This window comes from Paraburkholderia terricola, assembly GCF_003330825.1.
In the GTDB taxonomy this organism is placed as follows: Bacteria; Pseudomonadota; Gammaproteobacteria; order Burkholderiales; family Burkholderiaceae; genus Paraburkholderia; species Paraburkholderia terricola.
Window position 1 is genome coordinate 1,312,326 of sequence record NZ_CP024942.1, and the last position, 24,807, is coordinate 1,337,132.

At 66.3% G+C, this 24,807-nt stretch carries 15 protein-coding genes; 3 read left to right on the plus strand and 12 right to left on the minus strand.

Annotation, left to right across the window (positions count from 1 at the left end; translation table 11 throughout):
- Window positions 1-7: 7 nt before the first annotated feature.
- The 8 genes from treY to CUJ90_RS24500 form a co-directional block, all read right to left on the minus strand.
- On the minus strand, window positions 8-2,866 hold the full coding sequence (treY, locus tag CUJ90_RS24465; RefSeq protein WP_114164102.1) for a malto-oligosyltrehalose synthase: 2,859 nt from the start codon (window positions 2,864-2,866) through the stop codon (window positions 8-10).
- Window positions 2,863-5,079 carry a 4-alpha-glucanotransferase gene (gene malQ / locus CUJ90_RS24470; RefSeq protein ID WP_114164103.1) on the minus strand — a complete coding sequence of 739 codons (2,217 nt, stop codon included), beginning with the start codon at window positions 5,077-5,079 and terminating at the stop codon, window positions 2,863-2,865. The genes treY and malQ overlap by 4 nt, the downstream gene beginning before the upstream one ends.
- The gene (gene treZ, locus CUJ90_RS24475) at window positions 5,076-6,995 is read right to left on the minus strand and encodes a malto-oligosyltrehalose trehalohydrolase (RefSeq protein ID WP_114164104.1); all 1,920 of its coding nucleotides are present in this window, start codon (window positions 6,993-6,995) and stop codon (window positions 5,076-5,078) included. The genes malQ and treZ overlap by 4 nt, the downstream gene beginning before the upstream one ends.
- A gap of 135 nt (window positions 6,996-7,130) precedes the next feature.
- Window positions 7,131-9,350: a glycogen debranching protein GlgX gene (gene glgX / locus CUJ90_RS24480; RefSeq protein WP_073428598.1), complete on the minus strand. Its 2,220-nt coding sequence runs from the start codon at window positions 9,348-9,350 to the stop codon at window positions 7,131-7,133.
- Between the two features lie 98 nt (window positions 9,351-9,448).
- On the minus strand, window positions 9,449-11,659 hold the full coding sequence (glgB, locus tag CUJ90_RS24485) for a 1,4-alpha-glucan branching protein GlgB (protein ID WP_114164105.1): 2,211 nt from the start codon (window positions 11,657-11,659) through the stop codon (window positions 9,449-9,451).
- Window positions 11,652-15,116, minus strand: a complete 3,465-nt coding sequence (treS, locus tag CUJ90_RS24490) for a maltose alpha-D-glucosyltransferase (protein WP_114164106.1) — start codon at window positions 15,114-15,116, stop codon at window positions 11,652-11,654. The genes glgB and treS overlap by 8 nt, the downstream gene beginning before the upstream one ends.
- Window positions 15,113-18,553, minus strand: coding sequence for a maltotransferase domain-containing protein (locus CUJ90_RS24495; protein ID WP_114164107.1), 3,441 nt, complete (start codon window positions 18,551-18,553; stop codon window positions 15,113-15,115). Before CUJ90_RS24495 ends, treS begins: the two co-directional genes overlap by 4 nt.
- A gap of 414 nt (window positions 18,554-18,967) precedes the next feature.
- Window positions 18,968-19,630 carry a DUF1345 domain-containing protein gene (locus CUJ90_RS24500; protein ID WP_083081740.1) on the minus strand — a complete coding sequence of 221 codons (663 nt, stop codon included), beginning with the start codon at window positions 19,628-19,630 and terminating at the stop codon, window positions 18,968-18,970.
- Window positions 19,631-19,746: 116 nt separating this feature from the next.
- On the opposite strand from CUJ90_RS24500, the gene CUJ90_RS24505 reads away from it, so the two are divergent.
- A complete protein-coding gene (locus CUJ90_RS24505; protein ID WP_114164690.1) occupies window positions 19,747-20,484 on the plus strand; it encodes a metallophosphoesterase in 738 nt (245 codons plus the stop codon).
- Between the two features lie 28 nt (window positions 20,485-20,512).
- On the opposite strand, the gene CUJ90_RS24510 is transcribed toward CUJ90_RS24505, so the two are convergent.
- Window positions 20,513-21,214 (minus strand): RES family NAD+ phosphorylase, encoded by a 702-nt coding sequence (locus tag CUJ90_RS24510; protein ID WP_083081738.1) that lies wholly within the window; start codon window positions 21,212-21,214, stop codon window positions 20,513-20,515.
- Window positions 21,211-21,648, minus strand: coding sequence for an MbcA/ParS/Xre antitoxin family protein (locus CUJ90_RS24515; protein WP_073428604.1), 438 nt, complete (start codon window positions 21,646-21,648; stop codon window positions 21,211-21,213). The genes CUJ90_RS24510 and CUJ90_RS24515 overlap by 4 nt, the downstream gene beginning before the upstream one ends.
- 114 nt (window positions 21,649-21,762) lie before the next feature.
- On the opposite strand from CUJ90_RS24515, the gene CUJ90_RS24520 reads away from it, so the two are divergent.
- A complete protein-coding gene (locus CUJ90_RS24520) occupies window positions 21,763-22,383 on the plus strand; it encodes a hypothetical protein (RefSeq protein WP_114164108.1) in 621 nt (206 codons plus the stop codon).
- A 41-nt stretch (window positions 22,384-22,424) separates the two neighbouring features.
- Here the strand turns inward: CUJ90_RS24520 and CUJ90_RS24525 are convergent, their stop codons facing one another.
- Window positions 22,425-23,276 (minus strand): LysR family transcriptional regulator, encoded by an 852-nt coding sequence (locus CUJ90_RS24525; protein WP_083081735.1) that lies wholly within the window; start codon window positions 23,274-23,276, stop codon window positions 22,425-22,427.
- Between the two features lie 101 nt (window positions 23,277-23,377).
- Between CUJ90_RS24525 and CUJ90_RS24530 the strand changes: the two genes are divergently transcribed.
- Complete coding sequence (locus CUJ90_RS24530; protein ID WP_073428607.1) at window positions 23,378-23,761, plus strand: tautomerase family protein; 384 nt, start codon at window positions 23,378-23,380, stop codon at window positions 23,759-23,761.
- Window positions 23,762-23,871: 110 nt separating this feature from the next.
- Here the strand turns inward: CUJ90_RS24530 and CUJ90_RS24535 are convergent, their stop codons facing one another.
- Entirely contained in the window at window positions 23,872-24,666 is a 795-nt protein-coding gene (locus CUJ90_RS24535) for an SDR family NAD(P)-dependent oxidoreductase (protein ID WP_114164109.1), read from the minus strand.
- Window positions 24,667-24,807 lie beyond the last annotated feature (141 nt).

Below are 24,807 nucleotides of genomic sequence, written 5' to 3' on the forward strand. Positions count from 1 at the left end.
CGCCGCCCTAACTGCGCGGCACGCCATCCTCCACCAGCAGCGCAATCGGCATCGCCGCCAGCGCGTCGCGCAGATACAGCAAGCCGTTCTCTCCCGCCTTCGGCGCGGCCGGACTCAGCCAGTCGAACAACGCCCTCGCCGAAAGGTCGGAGGGCACCTCCACCGCCGTATCCTCCCATTTCGCCGGTTCGACGAGCGGCAAATCGCTATCCTCGCCGAGCAGGCCGGCGGCGAGCCGGCTAGCCACCACCACCGCCCACGCGTTGCCATGCCGTCGCGCAAACGCGATCACATGCGACGCATGCGCGCCACGCACCGCGAGCGGCAGATACGCACTCTGACTCAGCAACTCCGGCAGATGCGCGCGCAATGCCAGCACGCGCTGCACCACCGCGAGCTTCACGCGTCCATCGCGCCAACCCGGCAGAAATTCGGACGGCGGCGTCTGCGCGAGCCACCCCTCGCGTTTCGCGAAATCGACGGGACGGCGGTTGTCGGGATCGACCAGACTGAAGTCCCACAACTCGGTGCCTTGATAAAGATCGGGGATGCCAGGCGACGCCAGCCGCAAGACCGTCTGCTGCAAGCTGTTGAGCGCACCGGCTCGGCCGATCCGCGCGACGAACCCGGACAACTCCGCGAGGAACCCGTCGCGCCGCTGCGGCGCCAGGATGTCGAACAGAAAATCGCGGCAGCCGGCTTCATATCCTTCGTCGGGCGCGAGCCAGCCGGTTTGCAGCTTCGCCTCGCGCAGCGCCTTCAACTGCCACTGTGCGACGCGCTCGGCCAATGCCTTGATGCCGGCCTCGTCGTCCGGCTGCAGATCGGGCGGCCAGCAGCCCACCAGCGTCTGGTACAGCATCGCCTCGGCGGCGGGGCCGGGCGCCCAGTCATAGCTCATATCCTGGCCGACGCTGCTGACCGGTGTGCCGTCGAGCGCGCGGCGGTGCGGCGCGTTCAACGTGGACCACGCGCGCAAGGTCGAGCCCCAGTCGTGCGCGATCTCGCTCAAGACCGCGAGTCGCGCGCGCACGTCCTCGCCGCGTTTGTGATCGTGCGTGGCGGTGGCGAGCATCGCATGAGGAAAGCGCTGCGAGCGCTCCAGGTTGGCCGCATGAAATTCCTCGACCGACAGCGCGAACTCGCCGGGATCCGCGCCAACTTCATTGCGCGACAACAGACGGCCATAGCGATAGCACGCCGTGTCCTCGACCGCCTTCGCGGCGACCGGCGCGGTCAATTGCGAAAACAGGATCTGCGCGGTGCGCCGCGCGGAACCCGAGTGACCCGGCGGCCCGCCGTTCTGGCCCTGCTGCGGTTGCGCGCCGGCCCGCGCGGCGGGCGCTTCCTCGGCGCTGCCGCCCAGCCATGCGTTCACGCGATCGAGTGCGACATGGTCCGCGCGCGGCAGCGTCTCGTTCGCGCCGGCGAGCGCCTGCTCGAAATACACGTTGTCGGCGGCGCTGCGCAAACCGTTCTGCGGATAGATGCGATACACCGGAAAATGCACGACCAGTTCGGTCAGCACGCGGCGCAGCGTGGTGAAGGTGAAATCGCGTGTGCTCAGCGAATCGCGGGCGATGCGATGGAGCGCCCGTGCCGCGCGGTCCAGTTCCGCCGACAGGTTTTCGACCAGAATCTTGCGCCGTGCCGCCAGCGCTTCGTCGGCAAAGCGCGGGCTGCGGCCGGTGAGTTCGGCCCACGTTTGCGCGAGCGGTTCCGCGCCGGCCGGATCGTGCAGAAGCGCGCCCACGTCGTTCATGAAGTCATAGCCGGTCGTGCCGTCCACCGGCCAGTCGTCGCGCAAGCGTTCGCCGCGCCCGAGGATCTTTTCGACCACCACATACGGCGCGGTGTCGCGCAGTTCCGTGAGACGTTGCCGCACGCGCTGACAGTACTCGCGCGGCTCGGCCAGGCCGTCGACGTGATCGATCCGCAAGCCGTCCACCACGCCTTCCTGATACAGCCGGAAAACCAGCGCGTGCACCGCGTCGAACACTTCGGGCCGTTCCGCGCGCACGCCGGCCAGCGTCGAGATGTCGAAGAAGCGCCGCCAGTTCACTTCATCGGAAGCCGTGCGCCACCATGCGAGGCGAAAGTGCTGCCGTTCGATCAGCCGATGCAGGCGGTCGCGCGTGACGGGTTCCTCGGGCGCGTAGGTCTGCAACACGAACTCGAGCGCCGACGTGCCGTTTCGCGCGACGAACTCGCGCAGCATCTCGCGCGCCTCGGCGGCGCGCGGCTGATCGGCGGGCTGGGTGGTCAATCCCTGGAAGCGCTCGGCAAGCGCGCTGAGATCGGCGCGGTCCGCGCTTTGCAGCATCGACGCGTAATCGGTCGGACACACCGGAAACACATGCGGCCCGTAGCCGATATGAAAGCGCCCGCTGTCAGCGGAAAAACGCAGCGCGATGCGGCCCGCCGCGAGCTCGTCGCCATACGGCGCGCCGAGCGTCGGCACCAGCACCTTGCCGCGCAAGGCCGGATCGGGCGAATGCCAGTCGACATCGAAATGGCGCGCATACGCGCTGTGGCGGCCCCATTCGAGAATGTCGAGCCACCATGCGTTGCTCGACCCGCCCACGCCCATATGGTTCGGCACGATATCGACGATCAGTCCCATGCCGTGCGCGCGCAGCTTGTCGGCGAGACGCCTGAGGCCCGCTTCGCCGCCGCATTCGGCGTTGACCCGCGTGTAGTCGACGGTGTCGTAGCCGTGCATCGACCCCGGCTCGGCGGTCGTGACGGGCGACGCGTACACGTGGCTGACGCCGAGCGCGGCGAAATAGTCGACGTGCCTCGCGGCATCGTCGAAGGTGAAGCCTCGATGGAACTGGAGGCGCAGCGTGGAGCGTGGGACGGTCATGGCGTATCAGGCTCCGGGGAAGCGCTGGAAGCGTTGGAGGCGCTGGAGGAGGGAACGGTTGCGGCGCCACGCGCGCGGTCCACCGCGAGCAGACGATCGCAGAAGGTGTCGTCCGTGAACAGCGCGTCGACGGGCAAGCTCATGCGGCGGCGCCAGTTCGGATGCTCGTCGATCGAGCCCGGCAGATTCGGCTGCTCGACCTGCGCGAGCAAATCCTCGAGCGGAAACGTGACGAGCGGTCCCGGCGTGGCGGCGACGAACGCGAGCGCTTCGTCCACGGGCGCTTCATCCGGCGGCGGCGCGGCCACGTCGGGCGCGGCCACGCCGGCCTGCTGGAACGCGCGCCACAGCGCGGCGCGGTCGTTCGCGCGGTCTTCATGCGCGGCTTGCTCGGGATCGCGGCCGTCGGCGCGCGCCATCGTCTGGCCGATCCGGTTGCGCCACGTGATGTCGCTGCCGCGCCACCAGCCGGCCACGGTCGGCAGATCATGCGTGGTGGTGGTGCCGACCGCGTTGCGGTCCCATTCGCGCGGCGGCTTGAAACCCTTGCCGTCGTGCCCGCCCTCGAACCACAGCACGCGAATCCCGGCGATGCCGTGCTCGTCGAGCCGTTCGCGAAAGCCGGGCGGCACGGTGCCCAGATCCTCGCCGATCACGATCGCGCGATGCCGCCACGATTCGAGCGCGATGAGGCGCAGCAGATCTTCGAGCGGATAGCGCAGATACGCGCCGTTGCGCGCGCTTTCGCCCTCGGGCACGAGCCATAGGCGGCGCAAACCGAGAATGTGGTCGATGCGGATGCCGCCCGCGTGCGCGAACGCGGCGCGCAGCATGTCGATGAAGGCCGAAAAACCTTGCGTGCGCATTGCGCGCGGCGAGAACGTGGTGAGGCCCCACGCCTGCCCCGCCTGATTGAACAGATCGGGCGGCGCGCCCACCGACACCCCTTGCAGCATGTCGTCGCAGTACGACCACGCATGACTGCCGGCGCTATCGCAACCCACGGCGAGATCGGCGATCAGGCCGACGGCCATGCCCGCATCGCGCGCCGCATGCTGGGCGTGCGACAAACCCTTCGCGGCGAGCCATTGCAGAAACAGATGAAAGTCGACTTCATGACGATTCGCTTCGGCGAAGGCCTCGACTTCCGGGCTGCGCGGATCGCGCAACGCGGCAGGCCAGTTGCGCCAATGACCGTTGCCGCCTTCCTGCGCAAGTTGCCACGCTTGCAGCGCTTCGAAACGCGCGTGGTCTTCGAGCGCGCGTCCGGCCCGCTCGCAGAAGCCGTGAAATTCCAGCGCGCGCGGCGCATTCCGCGCGCGTTCGTGCGCGCAGAAATTTTCGTAGAGCGTGCGCAAGACCTTCAGCTTCAGCGTGACGGCGTTCGGCCAGTCGATCAGCGGCAAGGCTTCGAGATTCGACCACGCGTCGCTGGCTCCAGCGGCTTCGAGCGCGGCGCGCGCCGCGTCCGCACCGAACACGGCAGCGGGATCGATATGCGTGACGTTCAGCCACAAACGCGACGACGGCGAATACGGACTGAAGCGGTTCGGCTCCGCGCTGAACATCGCGTGCGTCGGGCTGACGGCGAGCGCATGCGCGCCGCGCTTCGCGCTGCCGATCGCCAGTTGCGCGAGCGCCGAATAGTCGCCGATGCCGCCATCGCCCGCGCGTCGCAAGCCATATAGCTGCGCGGCGATGCTCCACAGCAGCGGTGTGTGCGCGGCGCTGTCGCCATGCAGCGTGCGCCACGCGTCGGCGATGGTATAGCTGCGCCGCGGCGCCACCGCCAGCGTCACGCGTTGCTCGTTGATTACCAGCGTGTGATAGCCGGGCTCGTCGATCGGCGCGAGCAAGGCTTCCTCGCCTTTGGGCGCCGTGAAGCGGCCGTCGATGATCGAGCCGCTTTCGAGCTCGATCCGATAGTGGCTGCCGGATTTGATCGGCGCGGCGGGAAACGCGATGCCGCGGCCGACCTGCGCGGTCATCAGCGGCGGCAGTTTGCGGCCGGATAACTCGGCTTCCAACGCGGCGGCGCTCTGGCGGATTTGCGTCGCGTTGGCGCACGGCAGACCCATCCGTTCGAGCAGCACCGTGAGCGTGTTCTCGGGCACGTGTTGCGTCTTACGATGCGCATCCTGCCACTCCACCTCGAAGCCGGCGCGCGTGGCGAGCGTCACGATCGTGTCGCTGGGGCGTCGGGTGCTGTTCACGCGTGGTGCTCCTGTTGGCCGACAACGCGGGCATCGTGGCCGATCGCGTAGTCGCTCACGTCGCCGGTCAGCCATGCAACGAACGCATTCGGCGGCAGCACGTTGACGTCGACCTGTTCGCGCACGCGCGGCGGCGTTTCGAAAATCACCTTGCCGGCGGGCACGTCGTTGAACGGCACGCTCTCCTTCGAAAGATTCAACGCCACCGACAAGGTCTCGCCGTCGCCGAGTTGCCAGCGCGCGACCAGCGCATGGGCGTCGGCGCCGCCTTCGGTGCTCAGCACGGCCGCGCCGAGCGCCTTGCCGTGCCTCAGACGTGGCGTGATCAATTTCGCCCGCACGGTGAGCGCCGATTTGTAGAAGTGCATCCAGTCGAGCCGATCCTTCGCCTCGTCGGTTTGCGCGGGCGGCTGAACGGGCTCCGGCGGCGACGAAGCGATGAACGTCTGTTCATCGTTCGGATCGGGAATCTGCTCGCGCCGCCTGGCGTCGCTGAACGCGGAGAAGCGTGCGAACTCGCGGCGCCGTCCTTCGCGCACGGCGTTGGCGAGCTCGCCGGTGTAGTCGGTGAAAAACAGGAACGGCTGCGTGGAGCCGTATTCCTCGTCCATGAAGAGCAGTGGAATGTGCGGCGACAGCAGCAGCAAACCGGTGGCGGCGCGCAATGCGTCGTCCGACGTCAGCTTGCGCAGACGCTCGCCGAATGCGCGGTTGCCGATCTGATCGTGGTTCTGCAGGAACATCACGAACGACGTGGGCGGCAGATGCCTGCTCGATTCGCCGCGCGGCGCGCCGTCGTGCAGCGGCGACGGATCGCCCTGATACGCGAAGCCTTCCGACAGCACACGCGCCAGCCGGCGGATCGGCTGATCTTCATACGCGTGGTAATAGCCTTCGGTTTCGCCGGTCAGCAAAACGTGCAGCGTGTTGTGCGCATCGTCGTTCCACTGTGCGCTGAAATGGGTTTCCAGCAGGCTCGCGCTGTTGTGTTCGTTTTCCAGCACCAGATGCACATGCCGGCCATGCTGCACCCGCGCGCGAATGTGGTCGGAGAGTTCGCGCAGCCACGCATGACTGTCGATCGCGTGCACCGCATCGAAACGCAGACCGTCGATGCGATATTCGTTGATCCAGTAGACCGCGTTGTCCGTGAAGAAGTCGCTCACTTCACAGCGCTCGAAATCGATCGCCGGACCCCAGGGCGTATGCGTGCCGTCGCGGAAGAACGAGCGGGCGTATTCGTGCAGATAGTTGCCGTCCGGCCCGAAGTGGTTGTAGACCACGTCGAGAAACACCATCAGGCCGAGACCGTGCGCGGCGTCGATCAGCGCTTTCAGTTCCTCGGGGCGGCCATAGGCGGAATCCGGCGCATACGGCAGCACGCCGTCATAGCCCCAATTGCGCTTGCCGGGAAAATCGTTCAACGGCATCAACTCGATGGCGCTCACGCCGAGTGCGACGAGCGCCGGCAAGCGCTTCTTCACGCCCGCATAGCCGCCCATCGCGCCGACATGCAATTCGTACAGCACCGTTTCTTCCCACGGCCGGCCATGCCAGTCGGCGTGTTCCCAGCGATACGCGCGCGGGTCGATGACCTCGCTCGGCCCATGCACATCGTGCGGCTGAAAGCGCGACGCCGGATCGGGCACCGCATGCTCGCCATCCAGCCGGAAGCGGTACAGCGTGCCCGCGCCGCCGTTGACCGTGGCTTCGAACCAGCCGTTGCCGGTGGGCGCCATGTCGTGCGCGCCGGCGGCCGGTCCGCTTTCGATTTCCACCTGGACGCTCTTGCACGACGGCGCCCAGAAACGGAAGCGGGTGCAGGGATTGGTCCCCGCGGCGCCCACCAACTGAGCGCCGAAGGGCAGACAATGCGCGTGATGATGCGCGTGAGGATCAATCGGGCTTTCTGACATGAGTCGTCACCATTCGGTTTTGCCTGCGTGCCGCGTGTTACCTGTCCGTCGTGTCTCTCCGGGCTCCGGGGGCGGCTCGACGCTGCCGCCTTTTTCACGCCATGCATGCCGTGCCTGTCGCGACGCGCTTGCCGCCTAGGCGGTCGGCGACGTATCGCTGCTGGGCGCATGCGCACCCGGATCGGGCGGCAGCGCGGTCAACAGCCGCGGCCCATGTTGCGCGCCGGCCTTCCAGCCCGCCTGCCAATCGGCCTCGCCCACCGGTTGCGCGGCCAGCATCACGAGGCTATGCGCGGCCACCTCCACCTCGGGAACCGCCAGTCGATGCGGCGCGCTGTCCGGCTCGGCAGTGTCTAGCAGCACATGCCATTCCAGGTGTGGTGGCGGCGGCGCGAAGCGCAGCGTTTCGTCGCCCGCGTTGAGCATCATCAACAATACTTCGGTTTCGCCGTTCAGGCCCGGGCCCGCGCGCCGCAGCGTGAACGCGCGGCCTTCGGGGTCCTCCCAGGCTTCGATCGTGAGCGGGTCGCCGTTTTCGTCGAACCAGCCGACGTCGAACAGGCCCGGCAACACTTCACGATCGCCGAACAGAAAGCGTGTCTCGCGCAGCAGCGGATGATGCTTGCGCAACGCGATCACGCGCGCGACGAACTCGGTCATCTGACGGCCGTCCGGCGCTTGCGCGCGTTCCCAGTCGATCCATGATAAGTCGTTGTCCTGGCAGTACGCGTTGTTGTTGCCGTTCTGCGTGCGCAAGGATTCGTCGCCGGCCAGCATCATCGGCGTGCCGAGCGCGATCAGCAGCGTGGCGATCAGCGAGCGCGCCACGCGCTTGCGCGTTTCCAGCATCTCGGGATCGTCGGTCGGGCCCTCGACGCCCCAGTTGCGGCTGCAGTTTTCATTGTGACCGTCGTTGTTGTCTTCCTGATTGGCTTCGTTGTGCTTCTGCTCGTAAGCGGTGATGTCGGCCAACGTGAAACCGTCATGCGACGCCACGAAATTGATCGACGCCCACGGTTTTCTGAAGCGCCGGTTGAACAGATCGGCTGAGCCCGTGAGACGCGCGGCGAGATCGGGCCGCAAGCCCGCGTCGCCGCGCCAGAAACGGCGCACGGTGTCGCGAAAACGGTCGTTCCATTCCGCGAAGCCCGGTGGATGATTGCCGAGCTGATAGCCGCCGGGGCCGATGTCCCACGGTTCGGAAATCAGCTTGCGTTGCGACAGGATCGGGTCCTGGCGCAAGGCGTCGAAGAAACCCGAGCCGGGATCGAAACCGTGTTGCTCGCGGCCGAGCGTCACGCCGAGATCGAAACGGAAACCGTCGATGTTGAACGCCGTCGACCAGTAGCGCAGCGAATCCATCACCATTTGCAGCACGCGCGGATGCGGCAGATTGAGCGTGTTGCCGCAGCCGGTGTCGTTGATATGGTGGCGCTCGTCGCCGGGAATCAGGCGGTAGTAGCTCGCGTTGTCGAGGCCGCGCCATGAGACGGTGGGCCCCATCGCGTTGCCTTCGCAGGTGTGGTTGTAGACCACGTCGAGAATCACCTCGATGCCGGCCGCGTGCAACTGCCGCACGGCAATGCGCATTTCATCGAGCCGGTGCGTGCTCAGGTACGAGGGCTCCGGCGCGAAAAACGCCGCGGTGTTGTAACCCCAGTAGTTGCGCAGCCCGCGCTCCACCAGAAAGCGGTCGTTGAGAAACGCATGCACCGGCAGCAATTCGACGGCGGTCACGCCCAGTTTCAGCAAATGCTCGATGAACTCGGGCGAAGCCAGCGCGGCGAAGGTGCCGCGCTCGTGCTGCCGCAAGTCGGCGCGCAACATCGAGGCGCCCCGCACATGCGTTTCGTAGATCACGGTCTCGCCCCAAGGCACGTTCGGGCGCTTGTCGTGCGACCAGTCGAACGCTTCGTCGATCACGACGCACTTGGGCATGGCCGGCGCCGAATCGCGCCGGTCGATGGAAAGGTCGGCGCGATTCGAATGCACGCGATAACCGAACAGCGCATCCGACCAGCGAAACTGCCCGACGAGCTTGCGCGCGTACGGATCGAGCAACAGCTTGTGCGGATTGAAGCGATGCCCGTGCTGCGGTTGATACGGCCCATGCGCGCGGAAACCGTAGGCGGTGCCCGGATGCGCATTCGGCAGATAGCCGTGCCAGATTTCGTCGGTGCATTCGGGCAGCGGGAAGCGGCGGAGTTCCTTGCGGCCGGTCGGCTCGAACAGGCAAAGCTCGATTTTCTGCGCGTTCGCCGAGAACACCGCGAAGTTGACGCCGAGTCCATCCCAATGGGCGCCGAGCGGATAAGGCGAGCCCGGCAACAGCCGGTCGGGCATTGCATGCGACATGTTCCCCTTCCTTGTTCTGATTGATGAGCGCCTATCCTGGTCCTGATGCGACGAGCGCGCGGCCGTTGGCCGCGCGCTCGTCCTTGCAGCATCCGCAATCAATCCGCGCGCAATACGATGGTCGCGAGCGGCGGCAGCGTGAGCGATGCCGAATGCGGCCAGCCGTGGCTCGGCATGGCCTCGGTATGGATCACGCCGCCGTTGCCCATGTTCGAGCCGCCGTACACGCTGGCATCCGTGTTCAGCACCTCCGACCAGCGGCCGCTCTGCGGCATGCCCATCCGGTAACCGAGCCGCGGCACCGGCGTCATGTTGCAGACGACCACGACTTCGCGGCCCGCGCGATCCGTGCGGCGCCACGCGAACACGCTGTTGCCGCTGTCGTCGCCGATCAGCCATTCGAAGCCGCCCGGCTCGCTGTCGAGCAGGTACAGCGCGGGCTCTTCCCGATAGAGCCGGTTGAGATCGCGCACCAGCATCTGCACGCCGTGATGGTTCGGATCGTCGAGCAGATTCCAATGCGGCGACGCGTCGTGATCGAACTCCGCGAACTGGCCGAATTCGCCGCCCATGAACAGCAGCTTCTTGCCCGGATGCGTCCACATGAAGCCGAAATACGCGCGCAGATTGGCGAAGCGCTGCCACGTATCGCCCGGCATCTTGCCGAGCAGCGAGCCTTTGCCGTGCACCACTTCGTCGTGCGAGAGCGGCAACACGAAGCGCTCGGAATACGCGTACACCATCCCGAAGGTCATGTTGTGGTGATGGTACTGTCGATAGACGGGGTCTTCGGCCATGTAGTGCAGCGTGTCGTGCATCCAGCCCATGTTCCACTTGAACTGGAAGCCGAGCCCGCCGTCTTCCACGCGCGCCGTCACGCCGGGCCAGGCGGTCGATTCCTCGGCGATCGTGATCGCGCCCGGCACACCCGGCACGTAGCCCACTTCGTGATTGAGCCGCTTCAGAAACGCGATCGATTCGAGATTCTCCCGGCCGCCGTAGATGTTCGGCACCCATTCATCGGCGGCGCGCGAATAGTCGCGATACAGCATCGAGGCGACCGCATCCACGCGCAGGCCGTCGACGTGATAGCGCTTGAGCCACGCCAGGCCCGAGGCGATCAGGAACGCGCTCACCTCGTGGCGGCCGAGGTTGTAGATCATCGTGTTCCAGTCCTGGTGATAGCCTTCGCGCGGATCAGCGTGCTCGTAAAGCGGCGTGCCGTCGAAGTCGACGAGACCGTGCGCGTCGTTCGGAAAATGCGCGGGCACCCAGTCGAGAATCACGCCGAGTCCGGCTTCGTGCGCCTTGTTGACGAAGCCGGCGAACTGCTCCGGCTTGCCGAAGCGCGCGGACGGCGCGAACTGCCCGAGCGGCTGATAGCCCCACGAACCGCCGAATGGATGCTCCGCGACCGGCATGAATTCGACGTGCGTGAAGCCCATGCTCTTCACGTAGGGAATCAGCCGCTCGGCGAGCTCTTCCCAGTCGAGGCCGCGCTGACCTTCCTCGGCGATGCGCAGCCACGATTCGGCATGCACTTCGTAGATGGAGATCGGCGCGCGCGGCGTCTGCTTGCCGGCGCGTGACTGAATCCAGTCCTGATCGGTCCACGGAAACTGCTCGACCTCGTCGACGTGCGCGACCACCGAGGCGGTGCCGGGCGGCTTCTCGGTTTGCATCGCGCAGGGGTCCGCCTTCAGCGGCAACGGATGGCCGTCGCGAGAGAGCAACTCGTATTTGTAGCGCGTGCCGGCGCCGACCCGCGGCACGAACAACTCCCACACGCCTGCCTGGTGGCGCAGCCGCATCGGATGACGGCGGCCGTCCCATGCATTGAAGTCGCCCACCACCGAGACGCGCCGCGCGTTCGGCGCCCACACGGCGAAGCGCACGCCCGGCACGCCGTCGATTTCCATCGGCCGGGAGCCGAGGCATTCGAGCACCGCATACGGATCGCCGCCGGCGAGACGCCCCAACGGTTCGTCGCCGAGAACCGGGCCGAATGAATACGTGTCCTCGATTTCCTGCACCACGCCGTGCCAGTCGATGCGCAAGCGATACGGCGCCGCCGAGGCGACGCGCCCCGTGAACAGCCCGGGCCGCAATTGCTGGAGTTCGCCGAGCGGCGAACCGTCGGCGCGCGAGATCACGCTGACGTGCGCGGCGTTCGGCAACAGCGCGCGCACCATCGGACCCGCGTCCGTCTGATGCAAGCCTAGCTGCGAGAAGGGATCGGGATGGCGCGCTTCGACGAGCGCGTCGATGTCGAGCGGTTGAAGGCCCACGGCCGGATCGTGCTCACTCATAATCGCCCTCGGCCGGATGAGGCGGTGTGGCGGCGCCAGGCGCCTGGGTTGGGGCGTCGTGCGCGGGCGGTGCGCCGGTGTCGCCGAGCAAACGGCTGGTGAGCGCGGCGAGGCCGCGTACCGGCAAACTGAGCCACGTCGGACGGTTGGCCGCTTCATAACGGATTTCGTAGGCGGCTTTCTCGATCAGGAACAGATCGAGCAAGGCCTGTTCGGCCTCGGGCGCCACCAGCGGCGCCGGAGCGTTCGCGGCGGCGGCGCGATATTCGTTGAGGAACGCCTCGGTGGCGTGCGCGCGGAAACGGTCGAACAGCGCGCGCTTGCGATCGGCGGTCTGCTGCGGCGCGCTTTCCGTGGTGGACTGCGCCGCCGCGCTCGCATACGACAGCGAGCGCAGCAGGCCGGCGACATCGCGCAACGGACTCGACTTCTGCCGCCGCTCCTCGAGCGAACGCGCGGGCTCGCCTTCGAAATCGATCAGATACGCGTCGCCCTGCGCGACCAGCACCTGGCCCAGGTGGAAGTCGCCGTGAATGCGGATGCGCAGCGCCTGCGCGTCGTCCTGCACGAGTTTGTCGACCGCCTCGACGAGCGCCGCGCGCCGGTCGATCAGGCTTTGCGCCAGCGCCTGGGTTTCGGGGTCCAGCATCTGCGGGATGCGCGGCGCGAGCAGATCGAGCGCGGCGGCGAGCATCGCCTGCGTGCCGTCGATCCAGGCCTTCACCTGTTCGGCGCTGGCGGGCTCCGGCGCGAACGCCGGGTCGTCGGAAGCCGAGGCGAGCGCCACGTGCAACTCGCCGAGCCGCCTGCCGATGATGCCGGTCAACGCGCTGTAGCCTTCCACCAGGATCGCTTCGTTGTCGCGGTCGGGCACTTGCGCTTCCGTGTCGACGGCGACGGCGAGTTCGTCCACCGAGCGGCGCAGGTAGTCGAGCGACCAGTTCCAGGCGTCGCCCTGATTCTCGATAAAGCCTTGCAGGATGGCGAGCGTGTGCGGCACGCCTTCGGGATCCACGCGCACCACTTCGCCGTACAGCGGCGCGGTGTTCGCGTAGCCGAGCTGGGTCAGGTAGCGGCTGATTTCCGCTTCGGGATGCACGCCGCTCACGAGGCGGCGCACCAGCTTCAGCACCGCGGCATCCGCGATGATCAGCGAACTGTTGCTTTGCTCGGCCGCCAGCCAGCGGATGTCGGGCCGCTCGCCGAGATTGTCGAGTTCGGCGAAACGCTCGGTCGGGATGAACTGGATCTCGCTCTTCTGCACGGTCGGCACGACAGCGCGTTCGCGCAGCTTGCGCAACACGCCGTGCGCGAAGATCGGCAGCGCGAACGCGTCGGTCAGATGGCCGACGTTGCGGCCGCGCCGCACGCGCGCCAACGCCAGTTGAATGAACAGCGGCGTGGTGGTTTCGCCGCCCCACGTGATCGCGATCGGCACCACGTAGCGCTCGGTGTGCTTGCCCACGTCCGCTTCGATTTCGGTGAACGCGAAGCCGCCGTTCGGAATCGTGGTCAACGCGGCGAGGCGCACCGCGTGCATCTTCTGATCCTTCGACGCGAACCAGCGGCGCCGGCTCAGCCATGACGGCAACACTTCGGATTCGAGCAGCCGCACGTTCTCCGGCGTCGGCCCGGCCTGGCCCTCGCGGATCACGATCGTGACGAATTCGGGCAGCGGTTCCGAATGCGCTTGCGCCCACGTCGGACGTTGACCGCCGGGGCACAGCATGAACCACAGGAAGCCATACGGCGGGAAGGTCAGCAGATACGTGAGTTGGCCGATGGCCGGGAACACGGAATCGGCGGTCATTTCGATCGGCACCGCGCCGTTGAATTCCGACAGATCCAGTTCCACCGCTTGCGGCGCGCGCGACAGATTCGCCACGCAGAGAATCGGCGGCTCGTCCGGCAGCTCGCGCAGATACGCGAGTATCTTGCGGTTTTCCGGCTTCAGAAAACGCACCGTGCCGCGTCCGAACGTCTGCTTGGCGCGCCGGGTGGCGAGCATACGCCGGGTCCAGTTGAGCAGCGAATGCGGATCGCGGCTTTGCGCTTCCACGTTCACCGCGTCGAAGCCGTACAGCGAACCCATCACCGGCGGCAGCACCAGTTGCTCGGGATCGGCGCGCGAGAAGCCGCCGTTGCGATCGGACGACCACTGCATCGGCGTGCGAACGCCGTCGCGGTCGCCGAGGTGGATGTTGTCGCCCATGCCGAGTTCGTCGCCGTAATAGATCACGGGCGTGCCCGGCATCGACAGCAGCAGCGAATTGATCAGTTCGATGCGGCGGCGGTCGCGCTCCATCAGCGGGGCGAGACGGCGGCGAATGCCGAGGTTCAGCCGCGCGCGGCGATCGCTCGCATAGGTGTTCCACAAGTAGTCGCGCTCGGAATCCGTGACCATTTCCAGCGTCAGTTCATCGTGATTGCGCAGGAAAATCGCCCACTGGTTCGACGGAGCGAGGTCAGGCGTTTGCCGCATGATGTCGGTGATCGGGAAGCGGTCCTCGCTCGCGATCGACATGTAGATGCGCGGCATCAGCGGGAAGTGGAATGCCATGTGGCATTCGTCTTCTTCGCCGAAGTATTCCTTCACGTCTTCCGGCCATTGGTTGGCTTCCGCGAGCAGCATCCGGTTCGGGTATTCCGCGTCGATGGTCGCGCGGATCTTCTTCAGCACCGAATGCGTTTCGGGCAGGTTTTCGTTGTTGGTGCCTTCGCGTTCGACCAGATACGGCACCGCGTCGAGCCGCAGACCGTCGATGCCCATGTCGAGCCAGAAGCGCATGACCTGCAACACCTCGCGCAGCACGGACGGATTGTCGAAGTTCAGATCGGGCTGGTGCGAATAGAAACGGTGCCAGTAATAAGCGCCCGCCACCGGATCGTGCGTCCAGTTCGACGGCTCCGAATCGATGAAGATGATCCGCGTTTCAAGGTACTTCTGATCGGTGTCCGACCACACGTAGTAGTTGCGATGATTCGAGCCGGGCTTCGCGCGGCGCGCGCGCTGGAACCACGGGTGCTGATCCGAGGTGTGGTTGATCACCAGTTCGGTAATCACGCGGATGCCGCGTGCGTGCGCTTCCTGAATGAAGCGCTTGACGTCGGAGAGCTGTCCGTAATCCGGGTGCACGTTGCGGTAATCCGCGATGTCGTAACCATCGTCGCGTCGCGGCGACGGATAGAACGGCAGCAGCCAGATCGCATTCACGCCGAGCTCGGCGATGTAATCGAGCTTCGCGATCAGGCCCGGAAAATCGCCGACGCCGTCGTTGTTCGCGTCGAAGAACGACTTGATGTGCACCTGATAGATGATCGCGTCCTTATACCAGAGCGGATCGTCGCTGAGCGCGGCGGGCTTGCCGCGCCGCGACGTCCGCGTTCTGGCCGCGCCGCCGGTGGCCGCGCTCGTATGAGCTTGCGACGTGGTTTGGGCTGGGTCGTCACGCTTCATGTCGCACCTTCCGTTGGGATTGGGTTGCCAGCGTCTGCGTGATAGTCGCTGTCGGCTTCATCCGGCCGGTCGGCGGGCAGGCCGCCGAGCGGCGCGATGCGCCAGATCGAGAACGGCTGGCCCGAGCCGAGCTGGACGTGCTGCCAGCGGCCATGCCATTCGAAGCGCGCGCCGGTCATCTGATCGGTGACTTCCAGCGCGGCGTGCTCGTGCAGGTTCCAGCGCCGGAATGTCTCCCACGACAGTTCGATATCCGCGCCCTGCTCGTTGAGCGGGTCGAGGTTGATCGCGACCACGATCACGTTATCGCGTGCCTCGGTCGCCTTCTCGAAGAACAGCACGTGGTCGTTGTGCGCGGGCAGGAAGGTGAGACCCAGATGCGTTTGCAGCGCCGGATTCGCCCGGCGGATCCGGTTCAACGCGCTGATCTCGCCGACGATGTTGCCCGGCCGGTGCCAGTCCCACGCGCGCAGTTGATACTTCTCGGAGTCGAGATATTCCTCGCTGTTCGGCAGCGCGGCGGCCTCGCACAATTCAAAGCCGCTATACACGCCCCACAGGCCGGCCAACGTCGACGCCAGGGCCGCGCGAATCAGAAAGCCCGTGCGTCCCTGCGACTGCAAATGCCGCGGGTTGATGTCCGGCGTATTGACGAAGAAGTTCGGCCGGTAGGAATCGCGCGCATCGGTTTGCGTCAGCTCGCTCAGGTACTCGATGAAGTCGCGCTTCGACTCGCGCCACGTGAAATACGTGTACGACTGCGAGAAGCCGATCTTGCCGAGCCGGTTCATCATGCGTGGCCGCGTGAAGGCTTCCGCGAGGAAGATCGTGTCGGGGTAGCGCGCGCGCACGTCGTCGATCATCCATTCCCAGAACGGCAACGGCTTGGTGTGCGGATTGTCGACCCGGAAAATATGCACGCCCGCTTCGATCCAGAACAGGATCACGTCGCGCAGCGCGAGCCACAAGGCGGGCTTGGCGTCGTGCGCATAGAAGTCGGGATTGACGATGTCCTGATACTTCTTCGGCGGATTCTCCGCGTAACGCAGCGTGCCGTCGGGACGCCAGGCGAACCACGTCGGATGCTCCTTGAGCCACGGATGATCCGGCGAACACTGGATCGCGAAGTCGAGCGCGATTTCGAGGCCGTGCGCGTGCGCGGCGGCGAGCATCTGCTTGAAGTCGTCGAGCGTGCCGAGCTGCGGATGCACGGCGGTGTGCCCGCCTTCGGCCGCGCCGATCGCATATGGGCTGCCCACGTCGCCCGGCTGCGCGTTCAGCGTGTTGTTGCGCCCCTTGCGATTCGCGAGGCCGATCGGATGAATCGGCGGGAAGTACAACACGTCGAAGCCCATGTCGCGGATGCGCGGCAGTTTCTTCGTGACGTCGGCGAAGGTGCCGTGACGCGATTCGTCGTCGCTCATCGAACGCGGGAAGATCTCGTACCAGCTCGCGAAGCGCGCGGCGGCGCGGTCCGCGTCGATCTTGTAGACCACCGGGTCGCGGCTCAGGAACGGGCGGTGGCGCGCGGCGGTCATCGCTTTCGCCGTGGCCGGCGCGAGAATCAGCGCGAGCTTGGTTTCGACGTCGGCCTTCGTGAACTGCGTGACGATCCGTTCGAGCGGCTCGGTCACCGCGCCTTCCGCCGTTTCCACTTCGGCCAGCACCAGCGCGAACAGATGCGCGGCTTCGTCGAGTTCGAGCTCGACGGTTTGGCCCGCCTTCAGCTTCTTCTCGATGTGCTCGACCAGCGACGCGAAGTCGTCGCGCCACGCGATCACGGTGAACTCGTGACGGCCGAGGCGTTCGAGCGGAATGCGCGCCTTCCAGATGTCGAGGCCGGCGGGCTGCGCCGGAGTCATCAGCACTTCGTGCCAGGCGGTTTCGTCGGCGGCGCGCCAGATCACGGCTGCCGCGATCTTGTCGTGACCTTCGGCGAAAATCGCCGCGCTGATTTCGGCGCGCTCGCCCACCGAGCGCTTGGCCGCGAAACGGCCATGATCGACCGAAGGCGTCACGCTCTCGATCGCCACGCGCGGCGCATTGAGCGCTTCGAGCACGGTCTTGTGGCCGCTGCGCTTGCTGTTCGGCTTGTCGATCGGCGGCGCGAGACAGATCGGCTTTTCGGTTACCGCGCGGAACAGGCGCGCCGCGCCGGGCGCGAGCGTGAAGGGCGTCAAGGTGGCGGGCGTGACGTGGCCGGGCGCGTCGAGCGGCATGAAGCGCGTGAAGTTGCCCGGCACGCCGGCGAGAAAGCGCGCCGGATCGACGCGCACCGGCGCGCCGAGTTCGGGATTGATCGCGATCAGGATCGCCTCGCCGGCATCGCGCAGGTCGGCGTGATCGGCGCGCAGCAGGACGGCCGCGGGCGCCCCGGGTCCGCTGAGCGGGCGCAGTTCGCCGTTGGCTTGCAGCGACGAGGTATGGCGCACGATCTCGTTCAGACGCGCGATCGGCTCGGAGAGATCGAATTTTTTTGCCTGGCAGGCGAGTGCGTACTGCGAGGCGTCGCCGCGTGTTTGCGACATCGGTTCGGTCACGCCGTATTCGAAGCCCATCGGCATCATCCAGCCGGTGCCGATCGAGGCCGCCGTCAACAATGCGCGACGGTAGGCGCGTTCGACGATGGCGGCGTCGTGCGCATCGCTGAACTCGGTGGCGAGGCGCGTGCCGTACGGCGCTTCGGAAAACGCGACCGGCCCGGCGATGCGCGCGAGCGCGGCGTGCTCCTCGACCATCCAGCTCGAACGAAAGTCCCACCAGCGCACCGATGAGAACACGCTGTCGAAGCCCGCGCCTTCGAGGTCCGGCAGATCGCTGCGCGAGAGACCCGGCGTCGCGGCGAGAAAACGCACGTTGGGATGCTTCAGGCGCACGGCATCGCCGAGTTGGCGCCAGACGGCGCCAGGCACGCGATGCGGCGAGTCGAAGCGAAAGCCGCCCACGCCGGCGTCGGCCAGCGCGAGCAGTTGCCGCGTCCACCAGTCGGCCAGCGCGGCGCGGCTGCCGGCATCGTTGAAGTTCGCATACGCGACGTTGTCCTCGCGATGCACATGGCGCGGATCGAGCCGCGCCTCGTCAGACTCGAACGGATGGAACCAGTCGGCGTGTTCGGCGTATAGCGCGCCGTCGGCGGCCATCCGGTCGATCACGAGATCGACCAGCAAAGTCAGGCCGTTCTGGCGCGCGGCGTCCGCGAGCGTGCGGATCGCGTCGGCGGCGGCTTGCTGAGTCTTGAACGCCGGATGCAGCCGGGCGTGATTGCCGACCACCTGTCCGTGGCCGGCCTGCCCAGGCTCGAAGAGGCTGCCGATCAGCGCGTGATCGAAGCCCAGCGAGGCCGCGTGAGCGAACCGCGCAGGCCACGCGTCGAGCGGACCAACTAGAAGTGAATGAAAAAAGTAGATCCGCGGCGCGTACCTGTTCGGAGATTCCATCGGTCGTTTCCAGATTCGTCCTGCTGCGGTGTGGATGCAATGGGCATGCGATCACAACGCTCGTTGGGCTTCCAGGGCCGGGTACCGCGCGATGAATGAAGCGTAGGCGCGTATCGGTCAATGTAGTGCAAAGATCGTCACGCCGCTGGCCAAGTGAAGCGCATTTTGACGCCAGGCGTCGGACGCACGGGTGGGCCAGTTCAATGCGCGTAGGCGCAGCAAGGCTTGTGCCAAGCGTGTCGCGAGCGGAACGTGGGATGCGCGAACGTGCGCCCTGTCGGGAAGCGCGCTGAAAGGTGGAAGCGAAGCGGCGTTCGCTGGCGGGGACGGCCTGCGTGTAAAACGGGCGAGGTGGTCCGGGTTTTACACGAGACGGTTGAGACGGGGATGGTTACTGCCGCGCGCGAGGCGCGGTCACGAACCGAGCAGCCCCGCCGCGATATTCACGCAAAGCCCAAGCACCGCGACGTTGAAGTAGAACGACAGAATGGATTGCGCGAGCGCGGCGCGGCGAATCGAGCGCGAGCGCAGCACCACGTCGGCGGTCTGCGAGGCCACGGCGATGGTGAAGGAGAAGTACAGGAAGTCCCAATAGTCCGGCTCGAGCGCATGGTCGGGAAACAGGAGCGCGGTTTCCGTGGCGTCGGTGTCGTAGTAGAGCCGCGCGTAGTGCAGCGCGAAAATGGTCGGGATCATGAACCACGCGCCCATCAGCGTGAGTCCGGTGAGCACGTAGTGCCATACGGTCGAGGCGCCGGCCGTGCCTTTTATCGAGGCCAGTTCGAGCACGATCGCGGCAATGCTCGCGACCGTCGCCACGCAGATCACGAACAGCACCACGCCCGCGTTTTCATCGTCGCGTCGGGCGAAGGCGCGGACCCGGCTTTCGTCGGCCGCGGCCATGTGCACCCAGATCAGCAGCAGATAGCTCCAGACGGCTGCGTCCCAGCCGGCCAGTATGCGGACCATCGGCCGCGCCGGCTCGGGCACGAACAGCGTCGCCACGATGCCGACGACGAGGCCGGCCAGCATGCGCGGGCGATTGCGAAAAACCTGCGGATAATATTTTGCGGGCATGGAATAGAGGTGGGGAGACGTCCGTGCCGCGGATTCTACGCGGCCTGGAGCGCTCGCCGTGCGTTAGGATCGGCAACGCGCATACGTATTCGCCCACGCGGCATTATCATGAACACATGGCTTCCGTACTCGTCAACTCCGTTCAGCATCATTCGGCCAACCAGAGCGGCCGCGACTTTGTAGTCGGCGACCTGCATGGCTGTGTCGATGCGTTGCGCTATCTGCTGCGCACGATCGCGTTCGACCCGGCTTGCGACCGGCTCTTTTCGGTGGGCGATCTGGTGGACCGCGGCGCGCATTCCGAGCAGGCGTTGGCGCTGCTCGACAAGCCGTGGTTCTTCGCCGTGCTCGGCAATCACGAAGACGCGTTATGCGCCGTCGCGGACGGCCGCTTGCGGCGTCAGTGGTGGTATGGAATCGGTGGAACGTGGGCGGCGGATTTGCCCGACGAACGCTTGCAGCACTACGCGGAACGTCTGCGCACGCTGCCGCTCGTGCGCGTGGTCGGCAGCGGCAAGGAGCGCTTCAACATTTTGCACGCTGAATTCTTCGGCACCGACGCCGATCTCGACGCCGGCAACTATTCCGCCGAAACGCGCCAGCAATTGCTGTGGGGCCGCGAACTGGCGTTGGGCAACGGCGATCCGTCGCTGCAACGCGGGCTTTCGCTCACCTATTGCGGCCATACGCCGATGCGCGACATTCAGCAGATCGGCTCGCAGGTATTCATCGACACCGGCGCATTCGGACCGGGCGGCAAGCTGACAATTGTCGAGCCGTTGGCGTTGCAGCGCTGGTCGATCTCGGTCGAAGCCGCGCTCGCCGAGGGCGCCGACGCGCTCGCCTTGCCTTGATGGCTTGCCGCGGCGCTTGCCGGGTCCATCAGCCGACCTGGCTGAGCTCGAACACCATGTCGACGCTCGCGCCGTTCCAGTTGTATTCCAGATACGCCGCGTGGTGGCAGTCGCGCAGCAGCGTCGTTTTGAACGCGGCGAGGCACTCGCCGCCGTCGTCCCGCACCGACGGATACGCGATGCCCGGCGCGCCCGCCTCGCGCACGGCCCGGCCGAGCGACTGTCCGGCGAGATAATCGTCCGGCGACAGCACCGCGAGATCGAGCGAAGCGTCGTCGCGGATGTCGACCACCTCGCCTTGCGCGAGCACCGTGTAGAGGCGCATTTGCTGGCGCATCGGCGGCTCGGCGGTCGCCTCCAGAAATTTTCCCGTGTGGTAGCGCGTTTCGGCGATAGCCGTGGCGCGCGAGCGGGCGCAATAGAACACGCCGTAGGTGCCGTCGGAGAAACGGCTGCCGAGCGGATTCAGATGGGTGAGCGCGGCCATGATCGGCCCGTAGCCGGGCCCGAAGCGGCGCTCTTCGCGCGGCACCAGATCGAGTTCGCCGATTTCGGTGCGCAGACGGTCGTTGGTCATGGCCTCGAGCGCGTATAGCGCGTCGAAGTCTTCCGGCGAAGCCACCCGGTCGAACAGATTGACGGCCGGAAAGCGCGTGGGAATCACGCGATACGCGGGCGACCAGTCGAGCGGCGCGGTGCGCCAGCGGTCCTGCCAATACGGTTGTGTCACGCCCAGCCGCCTCGCATTGCGTCGAGATACTGGCGCACGGCCACGAGGTCGCTGATGTTGCCGGCCAGCATGCGGTCCAGCGCGCGGCGTCCGCCGAACGGCGGGGCGCTATTGGGGCGCTTGATCCATGCGTCGGCGGCGCTGGGTTGCGGCAGCAGGATTTGCAGCGCCTTGTAGATGCCGAGCAGCAGCGACAGGCGCTCCAGCGTGTCGCGCCCGAGGCGGGCCGTTTCGGGCGCCGACTTCCATTTGAAGTACGTGGAGCGGCCGGGCGAGCCGAGCAGCACGATTTGCTCGTCGGCGCTCAGGTTCCAGTCGCGCGCGATGTTGAAGAACGCGCGTAGGCCCGCCGCGGACATTTCCGTGAGCGTGGGTTCCGAAACGGGCCGGTGGATCGGCGGTTCGGACTGCGTGGCGCGGGCGGCATGAGGCATGAGCGGGTAAGTCCTTATCTGTACTTAAAACCAATACTAGTCTAAAAAGGGATTTTTGCAAGGGAATATAATCCCGGCTCGTTATGAGACGCCGAAAATTAGGAGAAGCGGGAGATGTGGGTTCGAGCAGTAGCAACGGCGGTTGCCGTGTGGTGCGTGTCGGGTGTGGCAATGGCAGCCGGCTATCAGGAGGTGTGGAACCCGCCGGAGGCGAGCGCGCATGGCGCGAAGCCGGCGAGGAAAGCGGCCGGCGCGGGCAAGGGCAACCCGGCGGCCGGTTCAAGGGCTGCGGTCAAGTCAGGTTCGAAGCATGCGACGAGTGGTCGGCACACGACGCAACGCATCGCTTCGTCTACACAGGGCGGCAAGAAGGCCGCAACGCATGGCAGCGTGAAAAAGGCGGCAGCCAAAGGCGCGACGAAAGGCGCGACAGGCGCGATCAAGGGGCCGGCCGCGGGCAAGCCCAAGTCGCCGCAAAAGACTGCCGTGATGGCACAGGCCAACAAGCCGCACGCACAAGTCGCTCAAGCGAAATCGGCCCAGCCGAAGCTCATGCATGCCAACGTGGCCCAGGATCGTCCGGCACATGCCCAGGCGGTCGAGGTCGCGGCGAAGCCGGCCGCACCTCAGGCGACCGCACCGGCCAAATCGGTCAACGTCAGCGCCAATCCGGCCGACGCCGCGACCAACCCGGCCACCGCCAGCAGCGGCTCGCTGCCGCCGATTCTTCGCTGAATTCGGATCGACCCGCGCGGTGATGACGCGCGGCGCATGCCTCAGACGCTCGCCAATCCATTCGCCACCAACCGCAAGGTTTCCGCCGACCGCGTGTCCCTGACCCGCGAATGCAGCGTCACGCGCGACTGCGGCAGCGGCGGCAAGCCTAGCCGCGCGCCGACATCGGCCAAACCGGGGGGCGCCACCCTGCGCGCCAGCGGCGACACGGCGAGCCCCGCCGCGACCGCCGCTCCAACGGCCGCCACACCGCCGCCGACGAACACTTCCTGCCACGCAATGCCCGCCGCCGTCAGCGTGCGCAGCGCGACGTCGCGCACATTGCACGGCGGGCTCAACAGAGCCAGCGCCAACGGCTCGCCGACGCGAGGCAACCATTCCGGCGTGGCGAGCCAGCCGAGCGGCTCGCTGAACAGCACCTGCGCGTCGTCGCGCGGCGGCTGGTCGACGCCGTAGCGAACGATGACCGCGTCGAGGCGGCGCTCATCGAATTGCGCGAGCAGCGACGCGGACGTCCCCATGTGCAATTCCACGATCAAACCCGGATCGTGCGCGTTGAGTCTCGCGAGCAAGCGTGGCAGGTCCGCGCCGGCGACGTGCTCGCTCAGTCCGAGCGCGAGCCGTCTGCGCTCCACGGACAGCGCACCCAGCGCGCGTTCATGCGCGTTCAGCAGATCGCGCGCGGCGCCGAGAAACGCGTTGCCGTCCGCGGAAAGGCGCACGACGCGCGGCGTGCGCTCCAGCAACTGCTTGCCGAGGTGCGCCTCCAGCCGCTTGAGCTTCAGGCTGACGGCCGATTGCGTGGTGTCGAGCGCATCCGCGGCGCGCGTGAAACTGCGCAGATCGGCAACCAGAACGAACGCTCGCACGGCATCCAGATCGAGAACTTTCATTTTGAATGGATATGAATGAAATGATCAACGATGTCTGTTCATTATGAATCAGTGCGCCTAAGCTGGGTTTATCCAATCAACCGCAGCGAAGGAGTTTGACCATGCCGCTCACACGAATCGCCCTGCGCGCCGGCAAACCGGCCGAATACCGGAAGGCGCTGACCGACAGCATCCAGCGCGCGCTGGTCGGCACGTTCAACGTCCCGAAGGACGACGTCTTCATGCTTCTCAGCGAGCACGAGGCCGGCAATCTGATTTACGACAGGCAGTATCTGAACATCGAGCGCAGCGATGATTTCGTCGCGATTCAACTCACGGTGAGCAACACGCGCACGCTCGAGCAGAAGAGGGCGCTGTACCAGCGCATCGCGGATGAACTCGCGCAGTCGCCGGGGCTGCGGCGAGAAGATGTGTTCATCAGTCTCGTCGAGGTGGACAAGGAGAACTGGTCGTTCGGCAACGGGATCGCGCAGTACGCGGTTTGAATGCCGGGACCAAACTCACCGCGTGTGAGATGCACGCGTGCTGAACGGGCGGGGTCTATTTCACTTGACCATGCCGCCGCCCGTTGATCTTTAGAAGCGGCGCGCGGCCGTCAAGCGATCGTATCGACCACGCCGCCGTCCACGCGCAACGCCGCGCCGGTGGTCGCCGAGGCTTGCGGCGAGCAGACGTAGACGACCATGTTCGCGACTTCCTCGGTGGTGGCCGGCCGCTGGATGATCGAGCTGCCGCGATGCGCGCGCACGAACTCGGTGCCGACCTGCTCGACGGTCTTGCCTTGCTCCTTCGCCGTCTCTTCCACCATCGAGCGGAAGCCGGCCGACAGCGTCGGTCCCGGCAGCACGGAATTCACGGTCACGCCGCTGCCGGCGGCGTGCTTGGCGATGCCGCGCGCGATGCTCAGTTGCGCGGTCTTCGAGAAGCCGTAAGCGAGCATATCCGCCGGAATATTCAGGCCGGACTCCGACGAGATGAACACCACGCGGCCCCATTTGCGTTCCATCATTCCCTTCAGGTAATGGCGCGTGAGCCGAACGCCCGACATCACGTTGACCTGGAAGTAGCGCTCCCAATCGTCGTCCTCGGTGGTGAAGATGTCGCCGGAGCCGAACACGCCGAGGTTGTTCACGAGAATGTCCGTCTGCGGCACGGCTTTCGCCAACGCGTCGCAGCCCTCGCGCGTGCCGAGGTCGCCGGCGAAGCCGCGCAGCTTCGCGTGCGGCGCGGTCTTGCGGATGGTGTCGATGGCGCGCTCCACGGCGTCCTGCTTGCGTCCGTTGATGAGCGTTTCCGCGCCGGACGCTGCAATGCCGGTGGCGATCGCGAGGCCGATGCCCGCCGTGGATGCGCTGACAATCGCGGTCTTGCCCGATAGATCGATATTCACTGTCTTGCTCCTTGCTGAAGTTGCGGCGCACGGATTCAAGCGAAGGCCCAGGCCCGCCGCGCCGAAAATGGAAAGGGCGAGGTGTTCGATGCTTCGCGCTCGAGTATCCCATCTATCCGTTTTCGAGTTCGGCTCGCTGCC

What these genes read in the sequence shown, in the direction of transcription:
- treY (WP_114164102.1), bottom strand. Translation starts at nt 2,866, where the DNA reads ATGACCGTCCCACGCTCCACGCTGCGCCTCCAGTTCCATCGAGGCTTC.
- treZ (WP_114164104.1), bottom strand. Translation starts at nt 6,995, where the DNA reads ATGTCAGAAAGCCCGATTGATCCTCACGCGCATCATCACGCGCATTGT.
- glgX (WP_073428598.1), bottom strand. Translation starts at nt 9,350, where the DNA reads ATGTCGCATGCAATGCCCGACCGGCTGTTGCCGGGCTCGCCTTATCCG.
- glgB (WP_114164105.1), bottom strand. Translation starts at nt 11,659, where the DNA reads ATGAGTGAGCACGATCCGGCCGTGGGCCTTCAACCGCTCGACATCGAC.
- treS (WP_114164106.1), bottom strand. Translation starts at nt 15,116, where the DNA reads ATGAAGCGTGACGACCCAGCCCAAACCACGTCGCAAGCTCATACGAGC.
- CUJ90_RS24495 (WP_114164107.1), bottom strand. Translation starts at nt 18,553, where the DNA reads ATGGAATCTCCGAACAGGTACGCGCCGCGGATCTACTTTTTTCATTCA.
- CUJ90_RS24500 (WP_083081740.1), bottom strand. Translation starts at nt 19,630, where the DNA reads ATGCCCGCAAAATATTATCCGCAGGTTTTTCGCAATCGCCCGCGCATG.
- CUJ90_RS24505 (WP_114164690.1), top strand. Translation starts at nt 19,747, where the DNA reads ATGGCTTCCGTACTCGTCAACTCCGTTCAGCATCATTCGGCCAACCAG.
- CUJ90_RS24515 (WP_073428604.1), bottom strand. Translation starts at nt 21,648, where the DNA reads ATGCCTCATGCCGCCCGCGCCACGCAGTCCGAACCGCCGATCCACCGG.
- CUJ90_RS24520 (WP_114164108.1), top strand. Translation starts at nt 21,763, where the DNA reads ATGTGGGTTCGAGCAGTAGCAACGGCGGTTGCCGTGTGGTGCGTGTCG.
- CUJ90_RS24525 (WP_083081735.1), bottom strand. Translation starts at nt 23,276, where the DNA reads ATGAAAGTTCTCGATCTGGATGCCGTGCGAGCGTTCGTTCTGGTTGCC.
- CUJ90_RS24530 (WP_073428607.1), top strand. Translation starts at nt 23,378, where the DNA reads ATGCCGCTCACACGAATCGCCCTGCGCGCCGGCAAACCGGCCGAATAC.